This window comes from Psychrobacter sp. 219-2-C (assembly GCF_049560815.1).
GTDB lineage: Bacteria > Pseudomonadota > Gammaproteobacteria > Pseudomonadales > Moraxellaceae > Psychrobacter > Psychrobacter faecalis.
The window spans coordinates 1,710,854-1,735,696 of sequence record NZ_CP186933.1 but is presented as its reverse complement, the minus strand read 5'-3'; the positions used below and the strand labels follow the sequence as shown (position 1 = coordinate 1,735,696).

The 24,843-nt window shown below is 43.9% G+C and carries 23 protein-coding genes; 12 read left to right on the top strand and 11 right to left on the bottom strand.

Features of this window, described 5'->3' with window-relative positions:
- Positions 1–154: 154 nt before the first annotated feature.
- From minC to ACPEGP_RS07045, 3 genes are all read right to left on the bottom strand, one after another.
- On the bottom strand, positions 155–1,033 hold the full coding sequence (gene minC, locus ACPEGP_RS07055) for a septum site-determining protein MinC (RefSeq protein ID WP_423813007.1): 879 nt from the start codon (positions 1,031–1,033) through the stop codon (positions 155–157).
- A 154-nt stretch (positions 1,034–1,187) separates the two neighbouring features.
- The gene (locus ACPEGP_RS07050; protein ID WP_423813006.1) at positions 1,188–2,273 is read right to left on the bottom strand and encodes a hypothetical protein; all 1,086 of its coding nucleotides are present in this window, start codon (positions 2,271–2,273) and stop codon (positions 1,188–1,190) included.
- A 222-nt stretch (positions 2,274–2,495) separates the two neighbouring features.
- On the bottom strand, positions 2,496–3,464 hold the full coding sequence (locus ACPEGP_RS07045; RefSeq protein ID WP_201589471.1) for an acyltransferase: 969 nt from the start codon (positions 3,462–3,464) through the stop codon (positions 2,496–2,498).
- A 515-nt stretch (positions 3,465–3,979) separates the two neighbouring features.
- On the opposite strand from ACPEGP_RS07045, the gene ACPEGP_RS07040 reads away from it, so the two are divergent.
- The 7 genes from ACPEGP_RS07040 (at position 3,980) to ACPEGP_RS07010 (ending at position 12,543) form a co-directional block, all read left to right on the top strand.
- Positions 3,980–4,633 (top strand): OmpA family protein, encoded by a 654-nt coding sequence (locus ACPEGP_RS07040; RefSeq protein WP_423813005.1) that lies wholly within the window; start codon positions 3,980–3,982, stop codon positions 4,631–4,633.
- 291 nt (positions 4,634–4,924) lie between these two features.
- Complete coding sequence (locus ACPEGP_RS07035; RefSeq protein WP_423813004.1) at positions 4,925–6,379, top strand: imelysin family protein; 1,455 nt, start codon at positions 4,925–4,927, stop codon at positions 6,377–6,379.
- 317 nt (positions 6,380–6,696) lie between these two features.
- Positions 6,697–8,358, top strand: coding sequence for a di-heme oxidoredictase family protein (locus ACPEGP_RS07030; protein ID WP_423813003.1), 1,662 nt, complete (start codon positions 6,697–6,699; stop codon positions 8,356–8,358).
- 100 nt (positions 8,359–8,458) lie between these two features.
- A complete protein-coding gene (locus ACPEGP_RS07025; RefSeq protein ID WP_423813002.1) occupies positions 8,459–9,604 on the top strand; it encodes an imelysin family protein in 1,146 nt (381 codons plus the stop codon).
- Positions 9,605–9,607: 3 nt separating this feature from the next.
- Positions 9,608–11,173: a DUF1513 domain-containing protein gene (locus ACPEGP_RS07020; RefSeq protein WP_423813001.1), complete on the top strand. Its 1,566-nt coding sequence runs from the start codon at positions 9,608–9,610 to the stop codon at positions 11,171–11,173.
- A gap of 2 nt (positions 11,174–11,175) precedes the next feature.
- Positions 11,176–11,856: a M48 family metallopeptidase gene (locus ACPEGP_RS07015; RefSeq protein ID WP_423813000.1), complete on the top strand. Its 681-nt coding sequence runs from the start codon at positions 11,176–11,178 to the stop codon at positions 11,854–11,856.
- Between the two features lie 81 nt (positions 11,857–11,937).
- A complete protein-coding gene (locus tag ACPEGP_RS07010; RefSeq protein ID WP_423812999.1) occupies positions 11,938–12,543 on the top strand; it encodes a methyltransferase domain-containing protein in 606 nt (201 codons plus the stop codon).
- On the opposite strand, the gene ACPEGP_RS07005 is transcribed toward ACPEGP_RS07010, so the two are convergent.
- Positions 12,521–13,195, bottom strand: a complete 675-nt coding sequence (locus ACPEGP_RS07005; protein ID WP_423812998.1) for a hypothetical protein — start codon at positions 13,193–13,195, stop codon at positions 12,521–12,523. The two genes, ACPEGP_RS07010 and ACPEGP_RS07005, sit on opposite strands and share 23 nt — an antisense overlap.
- A gap of 54 nt (positions 13,196–13,249) precedes the next feature.
- On the bottom strand, positions 13,250–14,158 hold the full coding sequence (locus ACPEGP_RS07000; protein ID WP_201589453.1) for a hydrogen peroxide-inducible genes activator: 909 nt from the start codon (positions 14,156–14,158) through the stop codon (positions 13,250–13,252).
- Positions 14,159–14,434: 276 nt separating this feature from the next.
- Here ACPEGP_RS07000 and ahpC point away from each other — a divergent pair, with 276 nt between their 5' ends.
- Both ahpC and ACPEGP_RS06990 read left to right on the top strand, forming a co-directional pair.
- The gene (ahpC, locus tag ACPEGP_RS06995) at positions 14,435–15,001 is read left to right on the top strand and encodes an alkyl hydroperoxide reductase subunit C (RefSeq protein ID WP_068407548.1); all 567 of its coding nucleotides are present in this window, start codon (positions 14,435–14,437) and stop codon (positions 14,999–15,001) included.
- Between the two features lie 465 nt (positions 15,002–15,466).
- The gene (locus ACPEGP_RS06990; protein ID WP_423812997.1) at positions 15,467–16,336 is read left to right on the top strand and encodes a glucose 1-dehydrogenase; all 870 of its coding nucleotides are present in this window, start codon (positions 15,467–15,469) and stop codon (positions 16,334–16,336) included.
- Between the two features lie 184 nt (positions 16,337–16,520).
- On the opposite strand, the gene ACPEGP_RS06985 is transcribed toward ACPEGP_RS06990, so the two are convergent.
- Positions 16,521–16,769, bottom strand: a complete 249-nt coding sequence (locus tag ACPEGP_RS06985) for a YdcH family protein (protein WP_144296708.1) — start codon at positions 16,767–16,769, stop codon at positions 16,521–16,523.
- Between the two features lie 514 nt (positions 16,770–17,283).
- On the opposite strand from ACPEGP_RS06985, the gene ahpF reads away from it, so the two are divergent.
- Positions 17,284–18,861 carry an alkyl hydroperoxide reductase subunit F gene (ahpF, locus tag ACPEGP_RS06980; protein ID WP_144296707.1) on the top strand — a complete coding sequence of 526 codons (1,578 nt, stop codon included), beginning with the start codon at positions 17,284–17,286 and terminating at the stop codon, positions 18,859–18,861.
- A 64-nt stretch (positions 18,862–18,925) separates the two neighbouring features.
- On the opposite strand, the gene ACPEGP_RS06975 is transcribed toward ahpF, so the two are convergent.
- From ACPEGP_RS06975 to ACPEGP_RS06955, 5 genes are all read right to left on the bottom strand, one after another.
- Complete coding sequence (locus ACPEGP_RS06975; protein WP_423812996.1) at positions 18,926–19,783, bottom strand: bile acid:sodium symporter family protein; 858 nt, start codon at positions 19,781–19,783, stop codon at positions 18,926–18,928.
- Positions 19,784–19,961: 178 nt separating this feature from the next.
- Entirely contained in the window at positions 19,962–20,294 is a 333-nt protein-coding gene (locus ACPEGP_RS06970; protein WP_423812995.1) for a TIGR01244 family sulfur transferase, read from the bottom strand.
- An 81-nt stretch (positions 20,295–20,375) separates the two neighbouring features.
- The gene (locus ACPEGP_RS06965; protein WP_200661803.1) at positions 20,376–20,702 is read right to left on the bottom strand and encodes a beta-lactamase hydrolase domain-containing protein; all 327 of its coding nucleotides are present in this window, start codon (positions 20,700–20,702) and stop codon (positions 20,376–20,378) included.
- A gap of 185 nt (positions 20,703–20,887) precedes the next feature.
- Positions 20,888–22,597: a SulP family inorganic anion transporter gene (locus tag ACPEGP_RS06960; protein ID WP_423812994.1), complete on the bottom strand. Its 1,710-nt coding sequence runs from the start codon at positions 22,595–22,597 to the stop codon at positions 20,888–20,890.
- 58 nt (positions 22,598–22,655) lie between these two features.
- On the bottom strand, positions 22,656–23,027 hold the full coding sequence (locus ACPEGP_RS06955) for an ArsR/SmtB family transcription factor (RefSeq protein ID WP_313474222.1): 372 nt from the start codon (positions 23,025–23,027) through the stop codon (positions 22,656–22,658).
- A 323-nt stretch (positions 23,028–23,350) separates the two neighbouring features.
- On the opposite strand from ACPEGP_RS06955, the gene ACPEGP_RS06950 reads away from it, so the two are divergent.
- On the top strand, positions 23,351–24,217 hold the full coding sequence (locus ACPEGP_RS06950) for an MBL fold metallo-hydrolase (protein ID WP_423812993.1): 867 nt from the start codon (positions 23,351–23,353) through the stop codon (positions 24,215–24,217).
- A gap of 168 nt (positions 24,218–24,385) precedes the next feature.
- A complete protein-coding gene (gene trxC, locus ACPEGP_RS06945; protein ID WP_286797483.1) occupies positions 24,386–24,823 on the top strand; it encodes a thioredoxin TrxC in 438 nt (145 codons plus the stop codon).
- The last annotated feature ends 20 nt before the right edge of the window (positions 24,824–24,843 follow it).

Here is a 24,843-nt window from a genome sequence, read left to right as displayed (position 1 = left end):
GAGCTAACAATCCATCATAGCGCAGTTTTGTTAAGTAAACTTACTATAATATTAATCGTACTATTTAGACGTCAATTTATCATCTATCATCAAATATATTCAAACTGATAATGATGAAATGACGCCTTTGAGTCGTCTAAAGAGCAAATAAAACCTAAGCGTTATCCATGACCGTAAAAACTAAACCCTGACCTTCTAAATAACGCACTTCAACCGATTTATCAATCACGTGCTCGGGTAGGTTATCGCGCAGGCAATAAGTACCAGCGACCGATACCAGTGAAGGATTAAATACTTGGCAAAAAATACGCGCGTCTTTATCGCCAGTTGCGCCTGCGACCAAACGACCTTGGGCGCGACCATAGACGTGTAGGTTGTTGTCGGTAATGGCTTCAGCGCCACTATTGACACTATTGGTCAAAATCAAATCGCCACCAACGTGATTGAGGCTTTGACCCGAGCGCAGCATTTGATCATAGATCAAACTGGTAATATGCTCGGCACTGATAAGCGTCTCTGCTGTCAAGGTGGTTTCAGTCGTTGCATTTACCTCGGTAGTGGCAGCAGCTTGGCTATTTACAGCTGAGCCAGCATTATCCGTAGTAGAGCTGACAGAATCGTTCGCAGGTGTTGTTTGTGCGCCGTCTTTAGAAACTGCTACTTGACTTAACTGTGTAGTGGCTTTTTTACTGGGCAAAATACGCTCGATACGTTTGCCATCCGCTGGGAATATCGCCAAGCGTAGCTGACGTGCTTGCTCATCAAGCAAACCTGTGACCACGCCGATAGGCTGCAAACCCCACGACCAAAGCAGCTCTACTAACGCTGCTAAATCCTGCTCGACTTCACTGTCAATCAATACAGGGATATTGCTATTTTTATTACTCAGTGTGGTTTCAAGTTGGCTGCCAATCGCCGCAAAATCATCGGTGCTAAACTGCAGCCGTGAAAAGGTCAGCATTTTGCCATAAAATGCCAAAGCTGGCGTGTCAGGTGAGTCAAGCGCCTGCTGATTGTTGTCTGAAATCGTCATAATATACATCCTCAAAAATGGTCGTGTTGCGGTGTTCAATGTGCCGTTTTTGCCTCGGCATATAGCATCAAAGTCTGATTATTAAAAGTGTGGCTTTCAAAAATGTGTATATCAAAAGTATGATTGTCAAAAAATCTGGTTTTCATTCAAAACACTACAAATTAAGCATGTCTTGATGCTTCCATTGCTGCACTTTTATTTGGGCTTCAAATTCGTCTAAACCATCGGCGATGATGCTTGATATTAATGTATCAAGGGCGCTGTTGTCGGTATCGATTTGAGCAACGCCGCTGGCAATAGCAACCATTAACGCGTCAATACGTTCGGCGTCAAGCAGGCGCTCATTCAGCGCATATACCACGTTTTCGCCGATATTATGCCCGACATGCTGTAGCTGCGACTCAATTAACGTCCCAGCAATGGGTATCATACGCAGATAGCGGCGTAATTCAGGCGTATTGGCCAGTCCTTCTTTAATAGCGTTACCCATTTCGGTGGCGACAATAGTGCCGCCGCCCGATGACTCGGTCAGTGCCTGAAGTTTTGGCGCCAGCTCTTTACGCAGTAGCGATAATATCGCCGCTTCAATCTCATTGCGATTGCGGACAATGGTAGATTCGATAAAGGATTTATGTGTTGTGGGATCGGTCAGCTGCTGACGAAACGTCTGAATGGTCGTTAAGATGACGCGGTCAGACAGCTCTTCTAACAGCAAATTAATATAAAAATTAATGCGATTAATCCACGGCTGCGGCAATACTTGATAACCTAGCTGATACAAGCGGCGCCCGATAATCACGGCGCGAAATAGGCGCAGCGCGCGCAACTGCGGAAAACAGCCTAACACTTCATACCAATGCACAAAAGGGAAAAAGAACCAGCGGTAATACACCTTTTCTTTAATAGCAACTGCCCAGCGCAATAGCAACTCGGCAATCAAGAATAGGGTAAAAAAACCGCCCGCTGTCCGTAGCGAGTCATGAATATGGTTTTGATACCAGTTTAATGCCTCGCTCATACTCAACCACTGCGCGGCATTACTACTAAAATTACTCATCAAAATAGCGTCAGTACTGATTAAAAATAAATCAATACTGATGGCGATGAGCATCACGATGTCATAGGTCAGCTTCAAGCGATTGGGCTTGGGACGGTTCGGTCTTGGCGGCGGGCTGCTGGGTAGGTCTGAGGACTGAAGAGGCGCTGGTGTTATCGGCGCACGGGTAGAAGAGGCGGGCACAGTCATACCTTATTTAGTAGTAAATGGCATTGGTAGTGAGTAATCTTTTGCCAATCACTACCAAATAAGCGGCAAGTTTTAATGGTTATTCACATTATCAATGAATCATGCCAAAAAACAAGCCATCAACCATTATAATTTGGTATTTTAGCCGTTATCTTTTTATATAAAAAGCCATAATTTTTAATGGCTTTTTTTAATCAGTTTTTTTAATGTCCTTTTTTATTCACTTTGATGCGCCGCTTGCGGATGACTCTCAAATTCTGCCAGCATTTTTGTAATACGCTGATCTTTTTGGCGCCAAATTTGCTCGACCCATTCAAACATTTGCGCTTTAACGGCCTCATCGTTTTCGTAGCCGCCGTCTTGAATACCGGCAAACAGCGCATCGGGTATGGCAATATGGCGGACATCGACGCCTAAGCGTTTGATATTGCCTTTCCACAAATCGCCATAGGTTGGCACGCCGTCAGGGTAGACGATGGTCATATCTAAGATACCATCGATATCAGCGCCCAAGGCATTAATGGCTAGCGACAGACCGCCAGCGCGCGGCTTTAATAGATGGGTATAGGGCGAGTTTTGTTTATCGTGTTTTTCTTGGGTAAAGCGTGTGCCTTCCAAATAATTCAACAAGGTAAACGGCTTGTCTTTTAATAATGCACAAGCGCGCTTGGCTTCTTCGATATCTTTACCTTTAAGGGCTGGGTTTTTAGCAACTGCTTCTTTAGAATGGCGCCGCATCATTGGAAAATCTAAAAAGTAAAATGCCTGCCCAACGATAGGAATATAGATGAGCTCAAACTTGGTGAAAAACCGGGTCAGTGGTAAGCGTTTTTCACTAATATATTGCACGATGCTGGTATCTACCCAAGACTGATGATTGCTGACCAGCAGATATTTACCGTCCATATGTACATCATCCGGCAATTGAATGCGCCAATCCTTACGCGGCAATATGGTATCAATCAAAGCATTATTGCTACCAATCCAGTGCTCGGCAATCTTTATTACCGTCTTATCAGCAATAGGAGCGCCCGTGATAATTTTGCCAACGCCCATAAGCCATAATGGAATACTACCGCCAAAACTATTGGCAGCGATGACTCCGGCCGCTGTGGTAAGCGACATTGCTTTGCCAAGTTTTGGCGCGCGTTCGTGTATTTTTTGCATCGCAGCGTTCAAGCGCATGTCTTATTCCTTACTATTTGCTCGTTAATCGTTTCATTATTATGGTTAAACCGGTGTTTTATATCATCTCAAAAATACAGCTAATTTTTCTAACAAGTTTTAGCAAATTATAATCGCATTTTATCTAATAAATTTTAGTACTAATATTAGGTAAGACCTCATCTTAGTCCAGTAATTTTTCGGCTTTTTAATTCGTAAAATGTTTCTACCAAAGTTTTTATAAGATAATGTTAGCAGAAAATAATTAGAGTGTACGACTGTAAACGTGACTTGCGGTAACAAACAACGCGCTTTTATAAACACTAGACTATAGATACTTATGCACTTTCCATACATAGATGTGACAAAATATTACACACAAATAGACGGTAATTGCCATAATAATAGTAAGTGTGAATAAACAAATAAACAGGTTTGTTGACGCATATTCGTGACAAGCAATATCTATAAAAACACCGTTTATTTATCGATACCCTATATTGATAGCCCATTTTTTCAACTTAAGAGGACATATTATGCGTAATACATTAATGGTTGCAGCATTGGCATCAGGCTTAGCATTGAGTGGCTGTACGACTGATCCAAACACTGGACAGCAACGTTTAAATAAAACTGCTATCGGTACGCTAGCGGGTGCAGCTGGCGGCGCTGCTATCTCAAAAGCAACAGGCGGTGATAAGACTGGTCGTGATGCGGCTATCGGTGCTGCATTGGGTGCAGGCGTAGGCTACTACATGGAGCGTCAAGCGAAGCAGCTAGAGCAGCAAATGGCGGGTACTGGCGTTACGGTTACCCCAAATCCAAACGGTAACATTGATCTGGTTATGCCAGGTAATATCACTTTTGCCTTTGACAGTGCTTCGTTGAACCCATCGTTTAGACCAACGCTTGATAAGCTTGCGGCAACGATGAATGAATATAACCAAAATACGGTTACGATTGCTGGTCATACAGATAGCGTAGGTAACCCATCTTACAACATGAACTTGTCACGTGATCGTGCCAATTCTGTGAGAAATTATTTAGTTAATCGCGGTGTAGCTTCTAACCGTATCAACGTAGTTGCTTATGGTCAGACTCGTCCAATCGCTGACAACAATAGCGATTATGGTCGTCAGCAGAACCGCCGCGTTGAGCTAACGGTAAACGCGCCAAGCAGCGTTCGTTAATCGCTACTGATATTTAAAATATAATATAAATTAAAAAAGACCAACGAAAAGTTGGTCTTTTTTTTTGCTTGAAATTCGTCTAATATTCAAAAAATTATATTTGATAATAGTTATCAATAACATTATAATTTGCAGGGGTTAAATTTTGTCAGCCTTTAGCGGGCGTTTAAATTTAACTAGGGTTTAAATGGATTTTATCTTATTGAAATTATAAGTCTTTAAGCTTTCCTTTTATCACTTTATTACTTTATCTTTTGTCATTTTATCTAATGTATCTCATCGAGGACGTGTATGAATATCAGCCCAGCGACAAGCCGTAAAATTTTACCGACTACTTTAGCTGCTGCATTGGCAGGGATACTGCTAGTATCAGGATGTACCAAACAGTCTGATGAGACCACAGCGTCAGAGGCACAAACCGACGTCCAAGCAACCCAAAAAAGCGACAATAAAACGTCTTCCGCTGCTGATCAGGCGCATATCGATCGATTGTTGATTAGCTATGCTGATATGGCGCACGCCGCCTATAAAGATTCTTTAGAAACGGCCAAACTTTTACAAACAGCAGTGAATACTTATGTGGACACGCCGACCCAAGCCAATCTTGACGCTGCAAAGGCTGCCTATAAAGCCGCGCGTCAGCCATATTCACAGACTGAAGTGTTTCGCTTCGACGAAGGCTTTGTGACCGCTGATGATAAACGCGCGCTTGGTAGCGTTGATGGCTGGGAAGGACAGGTAAATGCTTGGCCGCTAGATGAAGCTTTGATTGACTATGTCAGTGACAGTTATGAGGGTGAATATAACAGTCAGGACAATATTATCAATAGCAAGAGCATCACGGTTGGTAGCATCAAGCAAGATACCAGCACCATTACGCCTGACTTGTTGGCTGAGATGAATGAGATTGGTGGTAGTGAGGCCAATGTCACCACCGGTTATCATGCGATTGAGTTTCTGCTGTGGGGGCAGGATACCAATGGCGTTGGTGAAGGTGCAGGTAATCGTCCGGTGAGCGACTATATAACGACCGAGGGCGAATGTACCAGCGGCGATACGACAAACCCAGATGCGAGTATTTGCGAGCGCCGTGGACAGTATCTAAAAGCGGTTACCCAGTTATTGATCGATGATTTGACCGCGATGGAAGCCCAGTGGCAGCCTGATAGCGAAAACACCTTACGTAGCGATATGATTGCCCGTAAAGACAAAAACGGTCTGCGTCAAATCATGTATCAAATGGGCAGCTTAGCGCTTGGCGAGCTAGCTTCTGAGCGTATACAGGTGGCGTTCGTCACTGGCTCTACCGAAGATGAGCATGAATGCTTTAGTGATTTGACCCATTTAAGCTATGCCAATAATGCCCGCGGTATTCAAAATATCTTTAATGGCGGCTATAAAACCGTCGCTGGCAAGACAGTAGGCGGTTATGGACTAAAGAATTATCTTGTCGATACCGGCAATAAAGAAGCGGCTGATAAACTTGCTACTGATTTTGCTAACGTCGAAGCAGCGTTTAAAGTCATCGTTGAAAAAGCTGAGAAAGAAGGCATCAAGGTCGATCAGATGATTGCAACCGTAGGTCAAGCCAGCAAGCACGGTATTTCTGCTGAAGAGCAAAACAAACGCCGCGGCTGGATTGAAAGTAGTATCGCAAGCTTACAACAGCTAACCGATGGTATCGAAAATGCAGCAAAAGCCGTTGGCATTGATAATTTAGACGCTGATGCAGGTTCACAGTTTTAAGTAGGTCTTATTTAAAAGAGCGCTTATTTAAAAGGGCAGTTATTTAAAATGAAGTTTTCGGTTCCAATTTAGGAAGCCTTAATAGCCTGTATTTATGTGCCTGATGAGTCGTTATCAGTGAATGAGAATTATTTTTATAGAAAAATAATTTGGGTATAATATACACGTTGTCGACCGCTGTTGGCAGCGTGTTTTTTTATAGCGCAGCAATGATTTATCGAATTAAAATATTTATTGACTAAAAATGCTTATCAAATAAAAGTGAAAAAATTATAGCACGCGTTTTTAATGGTTCCATACCAGAACTAAGGTTCCCTATGAGTAGCAGTAATGTGTCAACCGCCAAACAATCTACCGCGTTTTATTTTCCTTTAATATTTAAAAATTCGCTATTAAAGCTATCGCTAGGAGTGACATGCGTGCTCTCATTAAGCGCCTGCCAGCCATCTCCAACGGACGACACCGCCAATAATAACGACAACAAAGCCCAAGACAGTAGCTATTTGCAAAATATAACGCCTGAGCGTACTCAAACGATTGAAGCGCTAGCGGGCGTCCCTATGCAGCAGCTTGCCAGCTTTGATGCGCAAGAAATCAAACAAGGTGGCGATACTGGCATTAGTATTACCACGAGCGAAAGCTACTCTAAACCTTCCTCAAATATCACCGCTTCGCGTAAAGGGTCTTTCTTTATCGGCAATGCGTTTTTTAGGCAACCTTGGGTGGTCGCGCCGGCGAGTACCGATAGCCGTGATGGGCTTGGTGCGTTATTTAACGTCGCTGCCTGTCAATCTTGCCATATCAAAGACGGTCGTGGTCATGCGCCGATGAACGCTGATGACGATGCCGACAGCTTGCTGATTCGACTTGCGATGCCGGCGACTACCGATGTGCAGCGTCAAAAACTAAAAGATTCTTTGATTGAAAAAGTCGTCCATCCTATGTATGGCGGTCAGCTGCAAGATCGCGGTGTGCAAGGTGTTCCTGCTGAAGCCCGAACTGTAGTACAGTGGACTGATAAACCCGTTACCTTTGCTGATGGTCATGTCGAGACCTTGCGCGCGCCAACCTTTAATCTGACTAAACCCGGTTATGGTCCATTTGATGATGCGCTGATGGTATCGCCGCGTGTTGCCTTACCAATGATTGGGCTTGGGTTACTCGAGCAGATTCCAGACGATGATATTAAAAAACAAGCAGTCAAAGTAAATAACGCTAATAACGACATTAGCGGTAAATTTAATATGGTCATGGACCCGCAAACGGGTAAAGTGGCATTAGGACGCTTTGGCTGGAAAGCGGGTCAGACCAAGCTGATTACTCAAAACCAAAGTGCGTTTAATGAAGATATGGGGCTGACTTCGAATATCCGTCCGCATGAATCGTGTATGCCAGCGCAGACCGCTTGTGTGAATGCCGCAACAGGGGCTGATGAGCAAGGTAATGGTAAGCCGCCTGTCGAAGTCAATGATGAGGTAGCAAAATTCGTCGAATTTTATACCCGTAATCTGGCGGTGCCGCATCGCCGCAATGCCGAAGACAAGCTGGTATTGGCAGGCAAAAAACGCTTTTATGATATGGGCTGTCAAAGCTGCCATACGCCGCGTTATCAGTTGCCAAAAACTGACGATGGCCATCTTGAGCAGCACGGACAAGTGATTTATCCTTATACCGATTTATTGTTGCATGACATGGGCGATGGCTTAGCTGATCGTACCATTGCGGGTAAGCTACCATCGAAAGATTTACAGGTTGAGTTTTTAGCCAACTCTTATGAGTGGCGTACGCCTGCTTTGTGGGGCATTGGTCTTGCGCAAACCGTCGATCCACAAGCGACGTTTTTACATGATGGGCGCGCGCGTACTTTGATGGAAGCGATACTTTGGCATGGCGGCGAAGCGGAAAAGCAGAAGCAAAAAGTACTTAAGCTTGATAAACAAGGACGCAGTGAGTTGAATGCGTTCTTAAAGTCATTATAAAAATAAGCGTATGAGCGTTAAAAGCGATGGTTATTCAACGTAAGAAATACCAAATTAAATAATTACTTATATCAATATTCATCCAAATACTGAGAAATCTATGAAAATAAATCCTGCTTTAGCAATGGCATTATCAGCGCTAAGTGCTGGTATTCTAATTAGCTGCGTCAAACCTGCGGAAGAAAATAAAGTATCAGAGGTAGATAGCCAAGTCGCCCAAGAAAGTGCTACTTCTACTACTCCTGACAAAAAAGACAATAATGCTGAAAAGATTAGCGCTGTTGATATTAGTCCTGATACCGAAAAAACCTATCTGACCCACGTGGCAAATGACATTGTCATTCCAGCCTATGCAGATGCCGCAAAGCAGAGTGATTTATTGCATGATTTGGCGAAGAAATCTTGTCAGCAAGCGCCCGTGAGCGGTGATGCGCTAAAAGAATTGCGCGACCAATGGTTGGTGCTCGCACAAGCTTGGGCAAGCGCTGAGATGGTTAACTTTGGACCAGCGACGGCGAGCATGAGTAATTTATATATCAATTACTATCCTGATGAGCGCGGACTGGTACATAGCGGGGTCGCTGATTTGATTGCTGCCAATTCCAAGCTTACCGCCGAGCAGTTGGCTAACGAGAGCGCCATCGTGCAAGGCGTGCCAGGCTTAGAAGAGGTGCTTTATGCCAATGATAATTTGGATGCTGGGCAGTGCGCTTATGTGATGAGCGCGAGCAGCGCTTTGAGCACACGTCTAAAAGATATCGAGAAAAACTGGCAGCAAAATGCTACTGATTTACTAGCAATTGATAAAACCGCCGAGAGCGATCAAGGTTTAAACCAATGGTTTAACTCGCTGCTGTCATTGGTTGAGACGATGAAATCTAACGCTATCGACCAGCCATTGGGTTTAACTGCTAAAGCAAAAGGTCATTTGCCAGCTGCAACCGCTGGACAAAGCCGCGCGATTATCACTGCGAAATTGGCAACCTTAAATCAAGCAATGACTGACCCTGTTTTGACTGCTATTCTTGGTGGCAATAATGAAAATGCAGTGGCGGATAATCTATCAACCGCGCTTGCTGATACCACGACGTTACTGGCACAAATGCCGGAAGATTTAGCGACTGCTGATAAAGCGACGCAGCAGGAACTACTTGATCATCTCACGAGCATTACGCGCATTATTAAGCGTCAATTGATTCCAACCCTTGGTCTGCGCGTTGGCTTTAACAGCACCGATGGCGATTAAAAAATGTACTCTCTCGATACTAAAACTGCAGGTAAATCACAAGAGCAGCAGCCTAATAATGAGCTGCTAGTAACATCTGCATTGACCACGCTTTCTGCTGTCATGGGTACAGCCGCGCTTGTCGGTATCCATCATAGTTTTCGTAAGCACAAGCAACCAGATGCCAGCTTATGGGATTATGTGGCAGGTATGGGCGCGCAGTTGCAGTTGATAAACTTGACGCCTAAACGCGAGCTTGTGCAATTTCGCCACGCTTGTCAGCAAGCGGCAGTTGCATGGCAGCAGGCTTATCGCTCACAGAGAGATGATGACGAGCAAAATAACAAGTCTCATAGCGTAAGCGATTTTAGCGCAGCCCATACGACCACAATACTGCCACGTCCAGTCTGCTGGGTAAGCGGCGTGGCGTCTATGCCAAAAAACATCGCTTTAGCAACTGAAGACAGTGACGGCAGTCATAATGAGCACGACTTCGGCGTGGTTGGTATCGACGCCGATAGACAAATCGTTTGGCAAACGACCATGCCCGAACGCGTGCATGATATTGTCGTTCAACCTATTTCTGATAAGCAAAAATTCTCTACTAAGAATAACCAAGCACGTGATGTGGTGGTGATGGGTCGGCGCCCGAGCGTAAGGTTTTGGGTATTAGACACGGCAACTGGGCAAGTAAAGTTTGCTATTAAAGCGTCTACGCATCGTCATTTTTATGGTCATGCCTGTTATAGCCTAGATGGTAAGCTGCTCTATGTGACCGAAAATGACACCCTAAGCTTAGACGGTAAAATCGGTATTTATAATGCTTGTGATCATTATCAAAAAATAGCAGAGTATGACTCGCATGGTATCGGCCCGCATGAGCTGATTATGCATCCTGATGGCGAGACATTGGTGATTGCCAATGGTGGTATCAAAACCGAGCAAGCGTCGCGTGAAGAGCTTAATTTAGATACGATGCGACCTTCATTGGTTTATCTCAATCGCCATACTGGCGATTTGCTTGAGCAGATTATGCCTGAGCACAATCAGAGGAGCGTGCGTCACCTCGCCATGCATGACGATGGTACGGTGATGATAGGTATTCAGTTTCAAGGCGAAAAGCATATCAATGTGCCGTTAGTATTGACCCATCAACGCGGTGAGTCTGATTTTAAACCCCTTATTATGCCCAATGATCAATGGCAACGTTTCCACCAATATATCGCTAGCGTCGCGGTTGATAGTGAGCGTAACCTATTATGTGTGACCACGCCAATTGGCGGTTGTGCGGCGATTTATGACTTAAATACTCGTACATTGATTGATGATATTAGCTTACCAGATTGTGCCGGTGCAGCCGTATTAGCAAATCAGCATATTGATAAAGCAGGCGATAACAATGCCAATGTTAAGGCTAAGGCTAATGCGCACTCAGGTTTTATCGTTAGTGATGGACAAGGTCAGTTAACCGCGTTAACTGTTAATCATTTAGCAACTGCTGAACTTGCTAGAGTAGATAATGTTGAGCGTATTTTTATCAACAGCAAATATCATCTGATGTCGTTTGACAATCACTTGCAAGCGCTGTGAGCATGAATGTGCTGTCACAGTATGATTCGCCCTTATTAAATAGCGCTATACGTTGTTTGGCGCAAGCGGATATTGAGCTACACATCAGCAAAAAGCGCGTTAAAAATATCAATTTTCGCTTAAAACCGCATAAATTAATGGTCTCTGTACCCATCTCTCTTAGCTCAGCGCAAACTGTTCAGGCGATAGAGAAACGCGTGCCTTGGGCAATCGCCAATCATGCGCACGTATTAGAACGCTATAAACGTCAGCAAATCCCATCACAGCAATCTATAAAAGAGACTTCAACTGCCGATCGCACACTGCTATTGTGGGGCGTAGAGCAATCATTCACCTTAAACCACGATAAAAAAATTGCCTACTATCGGCAACATCTCTCTGAAGTAATGCCTGCATTATTTAATAAATGGCAACCGATTGTCGGCGCTTATGCTAATGAAATACGTCTAAAGAAAATGCATACGCGTTGGGGCAGTTGCAATACCCGCGCCCGGCGAATTTGGTTGTCTGTCTATCTGCCAGCTTATCCTATCGAATGCACCGAATACGTCATCGTCCATGAGCTTTGTCATCTGCATCATGCCAATCATAGCCGTGCTTTTTGGCAAACGGTGGCAACGGCGATGCCCGATTATCGATACTGGCATAATATGTTGGCGGGTAAAACAGGGCAGCTAGACTAAAGTAGGAGCTACTGCTAAATAACCAGATGTCATGCCTTAATCTGCTAAGATAAGGTTTTTTTATCGAAACAAGGATGTGCTATGGAAAATGTCAATCAAGCGCAGTTTTGGCAGCAGCGTTATGAAGAGGAAAGTATCGGCTGGGATATGGGGCAAGTGTCACCACCGCTCAAAGCTTATATTGACCAGTTGCCTGAATCTGCTAAAGAGCAAGCGATTTTAGTACCGGGCGCGGGCAATGCTTATGAGGTCGGTTACCTGCATGAGCAAGGGTTTACCAATGTCACCTTGGTTGATTTTGCCTCTGCGCCGATTGAGGCTTTCGCAGAGCGCTATCCCAACTTTCCAGCAGAGCATTTGGTCGGTGCTGATTTTTTTGCGTTATCGCCAGCGCAATATCAGTTTGATTGGGTGCTTGAGCAGACGTTTTTTTGTGCCATAAATCCTGCGCACCGTGATGAATATGTGGCGCAGATGGCCGCATTATTGAAACCGAATGGTAAGCTGGTTGGGCTGCTGTTTGATAAGGATTTCGGACGAGAGGAACCGCCGTTTGGCGGCACGAAAGCTGAATACCAGCAGCGTTTTGCACCCTATTTCGATATTGAGACTATGGAAACAAGCTATAACTCGCATCCTGCGCGGCAGGGCAGTGAGCTGTTTATTAAGATGCATGTAAAATCTTAATCTCACGCTTGATGTTTTGCCGAGCCTGCGTTTCTAGCCGCGTAGAGTAATAATCCGTCAGATAAAGTGTTGGGTGCGCTAACAATTCTGTTAATACGGCTATACGTCCAACGCGATAATCTATGTTTGAGACATGCGCATATTCTTGCCGAACCGCTTGGGCATACTGCTCATACTCAAGCCAAGATGCTCCCAAAATACTCAAATCCATATCTAGTAAATAAGCGGCATCAAAGTTCTTTTGGGCGCTTGAGCACTCAGCGAGTCTATGATTGGCCGTCATTATAATGAGCGCATAAATATGTTGGCACTGCGCTGCCGATAAATAAGGGCGTAGCGTCTCTACGGCATATTCTGCACTTTTAAGCTCATTATCTGAGCGCGTTGGCGCATATATCACGTCGTGATAAAATAGTGCCAATGCGATAATATGCGGCTCATTTAAAACATGCTTAATCTGCTTAAACTGCGCAAATAACTGCTCAATATGCTGCAAGCTATGATAAGCACGTTGGTTTTCGCTATAACGTATAGCGATATCTTGCCAAAGATTGTTAACCTTTTCTGATTCTACAGCGCTATTAATAGCTGTAAAATGCTGCGCAAAAACCTTACCAAGCTCAGTCTCTATGTGCGCAAAAGCCTTTATCATTTAATTTCCTTATTCCTCATCCTTTTTAGCCAACTTCCATTCACCACCGGTCATTTATTTTTTATGATCTGCCTCTTCAAATGCTTGTTTAAATAATTGCCCAAGCAAATTAACATCATCAACGCGGGCATAGTTTAAGCGGGTGACAAAAGCGATATGACGATGTGGCCCTTTTTCTGCTAATGGCACTGCGACCGCATTTTGGTTTTGCAAATGCAGCTGATCGAGCGCCATCTCTGGCACCAAGGTCGTGCCCATATTGGCAAGCGCCATTTGTATTAGGGTGTTTAAGCTGGCATCAGAAAAGCTTGATTTCATTTGCGCGCGGTCGAAATGACAGACGGTTAAAGTTTGATCGGTCAGACAATGGCCTTCGCCAAGTAACATAAGATTGGCCGTTGCTAGCTCATCGGCATTAATTTTTTCAAGCTTGGCATGGACGTCATCCCGTGGAAAGACAGCAAAGAAATCTTCCGCCCAAAACTCAAAGGTATGCAAACCATCGACCGCATAAGGCAATGCAATAATGGCGGTATCAATATGACCATAGCGCACTTGCTCAAGCAAACGTTCGGTTTGCTGCTCGATAACGGTCATGCGAAATTCAGGGTAGTGTTTGCGCAGCGCAGGTAGGACTTTTGGCAGCAGATAAGGGGCAATCGTCGGAATGATACCAACCGTCATCGGGTACGCAAGCGGTGATTGATGGCTGTGCGCACGCGTAGTCAAATCATTGACTTCAGAAAATATACGCTGCGCCCGCGTCAAGATATCTTCACCGATAGGCGTAATCAAAACTTGCTTATTATTACGCTCAAAAATCTGCGTATCTAATTGTTTTTCTAACTCGGCGATACCTAAACTCAGTGCTGATTGTGAAATATTACAGTCTTCTGCTGCCCGTTTAAAATGACGATGTTTGGCAACTGCTAAGGCAAACTCAAGTTGACGTAAAGTAATCATAAAACCTCTCTATTAATGGGTTTTGGACGCCATTTGTTTTGGGCGTTTATCTTGTGTACTATAGCAATTTAATGCCGATGTTCGGATAAAAAAAGCCGTTAGAATAGTTTAACAAGTTTAATAAAACAAAACATCACATTAAAAACTTTTAACTGGATTAACCATAGAATTCGCGTATAGTTTGTCTTGTAACCCAGTTAATGAGTGGGTTAATCAAAACCCGCAGCCATAAACACAATTAACTTAACGACAATCAATCAAAAAAAGGAGCCAATCATGGCGTCAATTATCAATCAAGAAATTCCAGAGTTTTCAGCAGAAGCGTTTGTAAACGGTGATTTCAAAACCATCACTTCAGAAGACGTAAAAGGCAGTTGGGCAATCTTCCTATTTTACCCAGCTGACTTTACCTTTGTTTGCCCAACTGAACTTGAAGACATGGCAGCCCATTACGAAGAGCTTAAAGGCTTAGGCGTAGAAGTGTACTCAGTATCAACTGACACACATTTCACACATAAAGCATGGCATGATTCTTCAGACGCTATCGGCAAAGTCACTTATCCAATGATTGGTGACCCAACTGGCCGTATCACTCGTGGCTTCAATGTCATGATCGAAGAAGCAGGTTTGGCAGAGCGTGGTACTTTCTTAGTAGACCCAGACGGTAAAATCCAAGTCGCTGAAATCCATGCAGGCGGTATTGGCCGTAGTGCAAAAGACATGCTACGTAAAGTAAAAGCGGCACAGTACGTTCGTGATAACGACGGCGAAGTTTGCCCAGCAGCTTGGGAACAAGGACAAGAAACCCTTAAACCAAGCCTAGATCTAGTTGGTAAAATCTAAGGATATACTTAGATAACTTACTATTTAGACTAGCGAAAAGATAAGTATAAAATTTAATAGTGAGTTTTCGTTTTTAAAAGAAAACGCTATTAAATAATGACTTAAAAACGCCCCATCGGTTTTGATTGATGGGGCGTTTTTTTGTCTATTTTTTATAGGCAGATATTTAGAGATAGATAGTGTTAGGACAAGATTACAGGCTGTCTACAGATTGTCACCTAAGTTCATTCGATTTTTATCACAGGATGCTTATGATTTAAAGATATCTACTTCAACATCCATTTAAGTAGCATTATAAGCGTCATTAGTAAAAACGATACATCAATAATTTGATTACTTGCGATCAGGTTGAATGTTCTTTGCTTGCTGCCATCACAGTAGAGGCGACGAAGCACTCACCTTAGTTGCACAGAAATGGTTTTACATTGAACCTATCACATAAATCGGTAATGAAGAGAGGATATTATGAGTAAAGACAAATCATCTGCTAAAGAATTTCCGAAACAAGAACAATCGCTACCAGGCTCGCAGCAAAAGCAGCACCCAAGCCCTGAGGTACTGCCAAAAGAGTATCCAAATGGCAAGCTTGCTGGGAAAGTTGCTATTATCACTGGCGCGGATAGCGGGATTGGGCAAGCAGTGGCGATATTATTTGCCAAAGAAGGCGCGGACGTAGTAGTCAGCTACCTATGTGAAGATGATGATGCCAAGATGACCAAAAAGCACGTAGAGTCTTATCAGCAGCGCTGCTTACTGGTGGCGTCAGATTTATCAGAAGAAGCTAACTGTCAAAAGCTAATCGATACTGCCATCGCTGAGTTCGGCAAAATTGATATTTTAGTCAATAACGCTGGGATGCAGGTTGAGCAAGAATCGCTCACCGATATCAGTAGTGCGCAATTTGATAAAACCATTCATACCAATTTTTATCCGCACTTTTGGTTGAGTAAATTTGCCTTACCACACATGCCAGCGGGTAGCTCGATTATCAATACCACCTCTATCACCGCTTATCGCGGCAGTGACCATTTGATTGATTATGCTGCCACTAAGGGCGCGATTTTATCTTTCACCCGCGCTTTAGCCAATAATTTAATGAGTCAGGATAAAGGTATTCGCGTCAATGGCGTCGCACCCGGTCCTATTTGGACGCCGCTTATTGTGGCGTCATTTACCCCTGATGAGATAGAGAAGTTCGGTCAAAGCACGCCGATGGGCCGCGCCGGTCAGCCAAACGAGGTCGCGCCTGCTTATTTATACTTGGCCAGTGACGACGCAAGCTACGTTACAGGACAGGTTATCCATGTAAATGGCGGCGAGATTGTCGGTGGATAAAGTGAGTAGATGAGTGCTTCATTAAGTACATAGTTAATTTAGCCAATGCTCATCGAGCGTTTATTGACTTATATTGATTTAAGTCCAATAAAAGTCGCGGCAAAAAATAGCGGCTTGGTTCGATAAGCAAGTAAGCATCGCACCAAGCCGCTATTGAATCAGTTAGCGTTATAAACTAAAGCGTTTACACCGCAGAATTGAGTTTATTTTTATCGATTATTTTATAAATCTCATCTTTTAAGTGCAGCTTTCGCTTTTTCATTTTTTCTATTTCTTCGTCACAGCTGGCGTGCGTCACCAAATCCTTATCGAGCTGGTTGATTTGCTGATCAAGCTTGGTATGCTCATCAAAAATGGTCGCAAAGTAGCTGTCTTTTTGCTTAAGTTCGCAAATAATATCTCTGTTGTCTTGCCATGTATCAGTCTTTCTCATGTTGTCATCCTTGTTATGAAGCGCAGGCTTAGTAAAGCCATAGCGCATTTTAGTTAAGAGTGCTCTGATGAATTTATATGATTGTGAGACTTCAGTCTTACCAAGCCAAATCGCAATTCAGCTCAGTTTTGAACAGGCTTGTGCGCAGCAGAAAGGGCGTTTGTTAACGACAACTAGCAGTCAATCTGCCGACCGGTAAATAAGAGTGTTTCTTATTCGCCTCATCTGATTGTAGCGAAAAAATTTACCCGTTACCATGACTGTCATGGATTTTCTTTGATTGGTGGTTTTAAAATTAAATAATAATATCTATATATGATTTGTTTTATTAAACATAAAGTTTGAGTTTATCGGCTTGCGTGGTACGTCCAAAGCCTTGATAATAGACGTATCAAAGGTGGTAAGCCAAGTATTTATGGCTTTTTAAATCAGATACTTAGCTTGTCACCAAACCCTATTCAAATGTGCAGCGATATAGCTGACGTTACATAACCGATAATAATGAGGAACAAACATGATAGATCAAGGTTTATTAGACGCAGTCAAAAGCTATAGTGAAAACATGACCCGCCCCATTACCTTTGTATTGGGTAGCGGCGAACATAGTAAACGTGCTGAGCTGATTGATTTTTTGACTAAAATCGCTGGCACCACAGATAAGATCAATTTTGATGCAACAGCAACTGATAACAGCTTACCAAGTCCGATTAGCTTTAAAGTCGTCAGTCATATTGATAATGCATTGACCGATACGGGGATCGTTTTTAGCGGTATTCCGGGTGGTCATGAGTTTACCTCGTTGATTTTGGCGATTTTGCAAGCGGGCGGTCATACCTTAAAACTGGATGAAGGGATTCAAAAGCTGATTAAGCGCTTTAATAAGCCGCTACAGTTTCAGACTTATGTCTCTCTGTCTTGCCACAGCTGTCCGGATGTGGTGCAAGCGCTGAACCAATTTGCGCTGCTCAACGATGACATCAGTAATGAGATGATTGATGGTGCCTTGTTTCAAGAGCAAGTCGAAGCCAATAATATCCAAGGTGTACCAGCGGTATTTTTAAATGGTAAACCTTTTGCTAATGGTAAAATCGATACGGCTAAATTGATTGAGAAGTTACAAGAGCAGTTCCCTGATTTATTGAGCGAAGTGGCTGATGACGCTGAGCAGTTAGAGCAGCAAGACGTAACGATTATCGGTGCAGGCCCTGCTGGTGTGGCGGCGGCGATTTATACCGCGCGTAAAGGCCTAAAAGTTACTATGGTCGCCGACCGAATCGGTGGACAAGTGAAAGACACGCAAGATATCGAGAACTTAATCTCTGTGCCTTTAACAACCGGTAGTGAGCTGTCAGCGAACTTTGAAAAACATTTGCACGAATATGACATTACGCTCAAAGAGCATGTCAGCGTCAAAGAAATCAGTGAAACTGAAGAAGAAAACTACCGTATTCATCTCAATACTGGTGAGACGTTTGAGACGCGCAGTATCATCTTAGCGACCGGAGCCCAGTGGCGTAAGCTTGGTGTTCCCGGTGAAGATGAAAACGTGGGTCAAGGCGTAGCCTACTGTGCGCACTGTGATGGTCCATTCTTTAAAGGTAAGGATATTGCGGTCGTTGGCGGAGGTAACTCAGGTATCGAGGCAGCGCTAGACTTGGCAGGTATTGTTAAACACGTGACCGTCCTTGAATTTGCCGATGATTTAAAGGCGGACCAAGTACTGATTAATAAAGCCAAAGAGAAGAGTAATATTGATATTATTACTAGTGCTGCAACGCAAGAGATTAAAGCGCAAGATGGTAAAGTGACTTCGCTTGTTTATCAAGATCGTAGCAGCAGCGAAACCAAAGAGCTAGATACGTCAGCGGTGTTTGTGCAAATTGGTTTGGTACCAAATACTGAGTTTGTCAAAGGCTTTGTTGATTTAAACCGCTTTGGCGAGATTGAGATTGACGAGCGCTGTCGCACCGACCGCAAAGGTATCTTTGCTTGTGGTGACGTGACCACTGTACCATTTAAGCAAATTAACATTGCCATGGGCGAAGGTTCAAAAGCCGCATTATCAGCGTTTGAATACTTGGTTATGCAGTAAGTTATCCCTACCGTTAGTGTTAAAAGCCATCTCATTTGAGATGGCTTTTTTTGTGCTTATGCAATCAGTTTTTATTCCGAATCAACGCAATCACGGGAAGCGCAACCACATACATCAACACACCATATACCGCAGCGGGTAGAGCGATGACTGGCAACGTACTGACTCCCATAATAATAGGCGCCAAGGTAATCGCAGTCGTGCTGTTTTGAATACTGGTTTCTATCGAGATGGTTTTGGTATCAAACCAGCTGAGATTCATAGCTTTAGAGGTCAAAATACTTAACGCAAACAAGATGACAATGATAAAGACCAACTCAAACCCAATAGATGCCAGTTGCTCTTGTAGTAATTGCCAGTTGGTCGCAATAGCAGCAAAGACGATTAAGACAAAAAACAGACTGGCTAAGCCATTTAGGATGCCGCTTCTACGTACCATAAAGTCAGTAAATTTATAACGCGCGAGCATACCCAGTGTTACAGGTAAAGTTGTTAATAAAAACATTACCACGCCGATTTTTAGTGCGCTGATAGAACCTGCCTGATCTTGCATAAAGTGATTAAAAGCCAGTGTAATTAAGATAGGCAGCGTCACTACTGATAACAGGCTAACTACACCCGTGAGCGCCACTGACAGCGCGACATTCCCTTTAGCATAGTAGGTAAGCATGTTGCTAGTCACGCCGCCTGGGCAAAAGCTAATCAGCATGATACCAAAGGCAATGGCAGGTGGTGGCGACATGAATAAGACGACCGCTAACGCCACTAAAGGTACAAAAATAACTTGGTTAACTAAGCCGACGATAAACGCCTTTGGGTGATTGACGATGACCTTAAAATCACTTGGCTTAAGCCCTGTTCCTAAGGTAAACATAATATAGGCAAGGGCAAGCGGCAATAAAGCCAGTACGTTATTACTCATGAAACATTCCTTGTTAAATTGGAAGTCAGTTCAAATGATCTTTGCAAGTCGCTCACATTCCTTGTAGCGCTAGTTTTTGTCATAGTATTTTAAGTAGGGGCATAAACGTTATTTAGCCCATATATTAATATGGGCTAAATGATTGAATAGTCTGTTAAATTAATAAAACACTAAAGTATTAGTCGTCTAACAAATCCATACGCTTTGCTGCTTCATAGATACCTGTCGAGCGGTTACCGGTACGGCAAAAAATCAGTATAGGCTGCTCAGCTTGGTTAAAAAAGTCAGCAAATTCTTCGACATGGTTTTGATTGAGCTCGCTACCGGCAAAAGACACTTCTTTATAAGCAAGTCCTGCTTTTTTAGCCGCGGTTTCAATCTCAGCACTGGTTGGTTGGTTTGGTTCTTCACCATCTGGACGGTTGTTAATAATGGTCTTAAAACCATTTTCAGCAATCATAGGTACTTGATCAGGGGTGATTTGTCCGGTAAAACTCACTTCATGGCTCATAAGAGCTCCTTTTTATTTTTTAGCGTAAAAACGAAAATTTTGCGCTTGGATTAAAATATTTCAATAAAGCCTATCTGCTTTCTATAGTAAACCTTGCATCAGTGCACTTTGATAGAGCAATTTGGCGCGTGCACCCGTACCGCAAAACATCAGGATGGGTTTTGGCATGCTGCGATAAAAGGCGGCAAACTGCTCGACAGTCGCCATGCTTAAACGCTCATCATCGAACGGTAAATGCTGATAGTTGAGGTTGGCCTTTGCCGTTGCACTGGTAAAGTCACAGCTATTAGGCTGCGTCTCTGTCTCAGCATCAGGTCGAATATTGAGCACAGAGCGGTAGCCAAGCTCAGCAATCTTGACGCATTGGCTTGGGTAAATTTGCTTATAAATGGTTAAATCATCGGTCATAAGTTTTTCGGTCGCGTATATTAAATGGCGTAAGGTTTTGTCTATTTCTAGATTCTGTAAATTTTAATGGCTTATTACAATCTAGCATAACAAAGTGGTCATCATAGCTATATTTTGTCACTGATGTTTTCTCAAAAGCATTTTCTGTCAGGATTAATTTAAGCGAAAAATTGATTAGCTATAAGCTAATTATCTTTTAGCGCATTGACCGCATCCATGGTGCTTAAATAAACCTGCCCTGATAGATGGGTTATGACTGGTGTATGCTCGATAATATCCATCACCGGTCCCTTAATAAAGCTAAAGCTTAAGTGCTTTTTTTGATTCAATAGCTCTTGATTGAGGCTGATAAGCATCTCTTGTCCGGTCAAGTCAATATGATTGACCGCTGACATAATCAGGATAACCTCATGCGCATCGGGGTACTGCCGCGTCGCTTGTATGACGCTGCGATGCACGGATTCACTATTGCCAAAAAACAAGCTCTCATCGATACGCAGCATCAATAAATTGCTAAAGGTCACCACATCATGACGATTGATATTACGAAAATGTCCTGTACCCGCTAGCTGACCGACGACTGCGACATGCGGCTTGCTTGATTGCCAAATAAGGCTAGCAAACGACACCATCAAACCGATGACTAAGCCAGTATTTAACCCAAATATCAGCACCCCGATAAATGCCGCCAAAAAGCTCGCCGCATCTAAGCGGTCGCGTTGCCATGCTGACCTTAAAGTCGCCATATCAATGAGACCGATAATTGACGTCATAATAGTCGCGCCCAAGAGGGCGTAGGGCAGAGGAGCTAATAAATGACCAAAAGCGATTAACGCCGCAATCATAACCAACACAGTGACCAGACTTGCGACTGGCGTTTTGGCGCCTGAGTCGGCATTAATCGCCGTACGTGAAAAGCCGCCAGCAATGGTAAAGCTCTGAAAAAAGCCGCCAGCCATATTGGCCAGACCCAGTCCGGTTAACTCACGATTGGCATCAAAGGTTTCACCGCGCAGGCGTGCATAGTTGCTGGCTACTGAGCTGCTTGAAACAAAGATAATCAACGCCATTAAACCGGCGCTCGGTAATAGATTGAGCGCTTCATGAAAATCTGGCAAGTATGGCAGGGTAAAGCTAGGCAGCCCTTGCGGAATAGTACCAATTGTCGCTACGCCGTGCGTTGTCCAATGCAAACTCATACTTAATATAATGGCAAGAGCAAGCAAAATAAGCGGAAATAGACGCTCAGCCCATTTTGCATAAGAGGCTGACAACCAAGAGCGCCAGACCCATTTACTCGCATAGCGATTAGCAAATAATAGCGTAAATGCAATCACGCCGATGATCAAGGTTAGCGGATGCAGCTGGTGGCCATACATCTGCATACTCGATAAATAACCGATAAGGCCATTACCTGCAATAGGAATCCCCGTCAGATACTTAAGCTGACTGACAAAAATCAATACCGCCGCGCCACTGATAAAGCCTGCCGATACGCCGCGACTGATAAACTGCATAATCCAGCCAAGCTTCAGCCTTCCCGCCAGCCATAACATCGTGCCAACCATCAAAGACAGTAAACTGGCCATTAATATATATTGCTGCGTGCCATCATTGGCATAAGGGTGCAAACTACTGGCTGTCATAATCGCTGTAATGGCGACAGGCCCTACGGCTTGGACATTGCTCGAGCCTATCCAAGCATATACCAGCACGGGTACAATGGCCGCATAGAGTCCATAGACCGGCGGCAACCCTGCTAGCACCGCATAGCCTAGGCTTTGCGGAATGACGAGCACCCCAACGACCAATCCCGCGATGACATCAGTCGGCAGGGCAGACAGCTGGTACTGACGTAACCAAGCAGGAATCAGATGAGCAGCGATAGAAGGCATAGCAATATAGGTCATCACAATAAATAAATTTAAGAAGAGCTAAGAGCTAAATGACCAGTTAGGCGTCTGTTTTGGCACAAAAGCGCTCATATAATAACTGCAATACCGATAATGCGTCCTCACTTGCGATACTATAGTAGATTTGCTTACCTTCACGGCGAGTAGTGACCAGCTCGTCTTTACGCAAGATACCTAGCTGCTGCGATAAACTCGGCTGACCGACACCAACCAAGCCCTCAAGCTCACTGACACAGTATTCACCTTGTGTCAGCTGACATAAAAGTAATAAGCGATCAGGATGCGAGAGCGATTTTAATAACTGGCTGGCTTGCATGGAAGCTTGTTGCATTTGCTCTGCAAGGTCTTTGGGCGCAAAGTCTGCGACGTTGGCAGATGCAGGCTTGCCAGTGGGGGTGGTGGTTGTGCTCAATGCTGAAGTTGAAGTAGTCAGAGCGAGCTCCTTATAAAAGATATAAATAGAAAAAGCAGAGTTTATAGATAAGTTATGGATATATATAATTAATTATCAATGATATTGCGATTTATAGCAAGTTATCATTATTTACATTATATAAATTGATAAAATGTATAATGATTGCTATAGTGCTGGTAGTGTTAGGCAGAAGCATAGGAAATATAGGCAACACTAGGGATAGATACTATAGATCAGCAGCAAATACCATAAATAAATGCCCATTATACGGAACAATATCTTAAAAACTAAAACATTCCTATACAAGTAAAGAGGTAGCCATGCAAGTTCATTCTTTCTTACATAGCGACACAGAGACTTACACTCACGTACTCACGGATGTGCAACAGCAAGTGTGTGCCATCATCGATCCTGTACTGGATTTAGATGCCAAATCCGGACATACGGATACCGCGAGTGTCGATGAAGTGATAGGATTCGTTCGAGAGCAGGGCTGGACGCTGGTTTATATTATAGAAACCCATGCTCATGCCGACCATATATCAGCTGCTATCCATGTAAAAGATGAGCTTGGCGGTAAACTGGTCATCGGGCAATATATCACCGAAGTGCAAAAAATATTTAAGCAAATCTTTAACTTTGATAGCAGCTTTCGTACCGATGCCAGTCAGTTTGATATCTTGACCGATGAAGGCGAGACCTTGACGCTTGGCGGTATTACGATTACTGCTATGTATGTGCCTGGTCATACCCGCGCGGATATGGCGTATCTTGCCGCTGACGATGAAAAAACCGTGGTCTTTGTCGGTGATACGCTATTTGCCCCAGATGTCGGTACAGCGCGCTGCGACTTCCCCGGAGGCGACGCCAAAACCCTGTATCAGTCTATCCAAAAATTGCTCGCACTGCCTGACGAAACCATCATGTATCTGTGTCATGACTATCCGAGTCAAGGTCGCAAGCATTGCCCAACCACGACGGTAGCCGCGCAAAAGCTTGGTAATATCCATGTCAAAGAGGGTATCAATGAAGCGGAGTTTGTCGAGATGCGCGAGCGCCGCGATGCCACGCTAGAGATGCCGCGGCTGATTATCCCATCAGTACAACTCAATATCAATGCCGGACATTTTCCAGAACCCGAAGACAATGGCACCCGTTATCTAAAAGTGCCACTTAATGCGCTTTAGGCAGTCATGCGTTTGATTTATTCATCCAAGATTGATATGTAATTAATAGGTAAAAAATACGCAGACCGTTACGCAATCACAATACGTGCAACGGTTATCTTGATGCTAGTCTATTTATGAGAGCGTTACTAAGACGCCCGCCGCTGTTATTTTTAAAGGAGTTGTATTATGAGTGAGCAAAACTCTCATCTAGTCTGTCCGCATTGCAGTGCCACCAATCGCATACCTGCAGCGCGCCTTAATGCAGCACCGAAATGCGGCAAATGTGGTCAGCCATTATTAACGGCCACTCCACATGAACTCAATGCGCAAACGGTTAGCAAAGTTATTCAAAAAAATGAGGTATTGACCATCGTTGATTTTTGGGCGAGCTGGTGCCAGCCGTGTCTAATGATGGCACCGCAGTTTAAAGCCGCAGCCAGTCAGCTGCCACAAGTGGTGTTTGCTAAAATACAAACCGATAAATATGAGCAAGCGGCGGCACCTTATAATATTCGTAGCTTGCCGACGATGGTGGCCTTCAAAAACGGCAAAGAAATCGCGCGCCAGTCTGGAGCTTTACCGAGCGATCAAATCGTGCAGTGGGTGAGAAGCTTAAACTCTTAATCTCAGACTGAGTTAGTGCT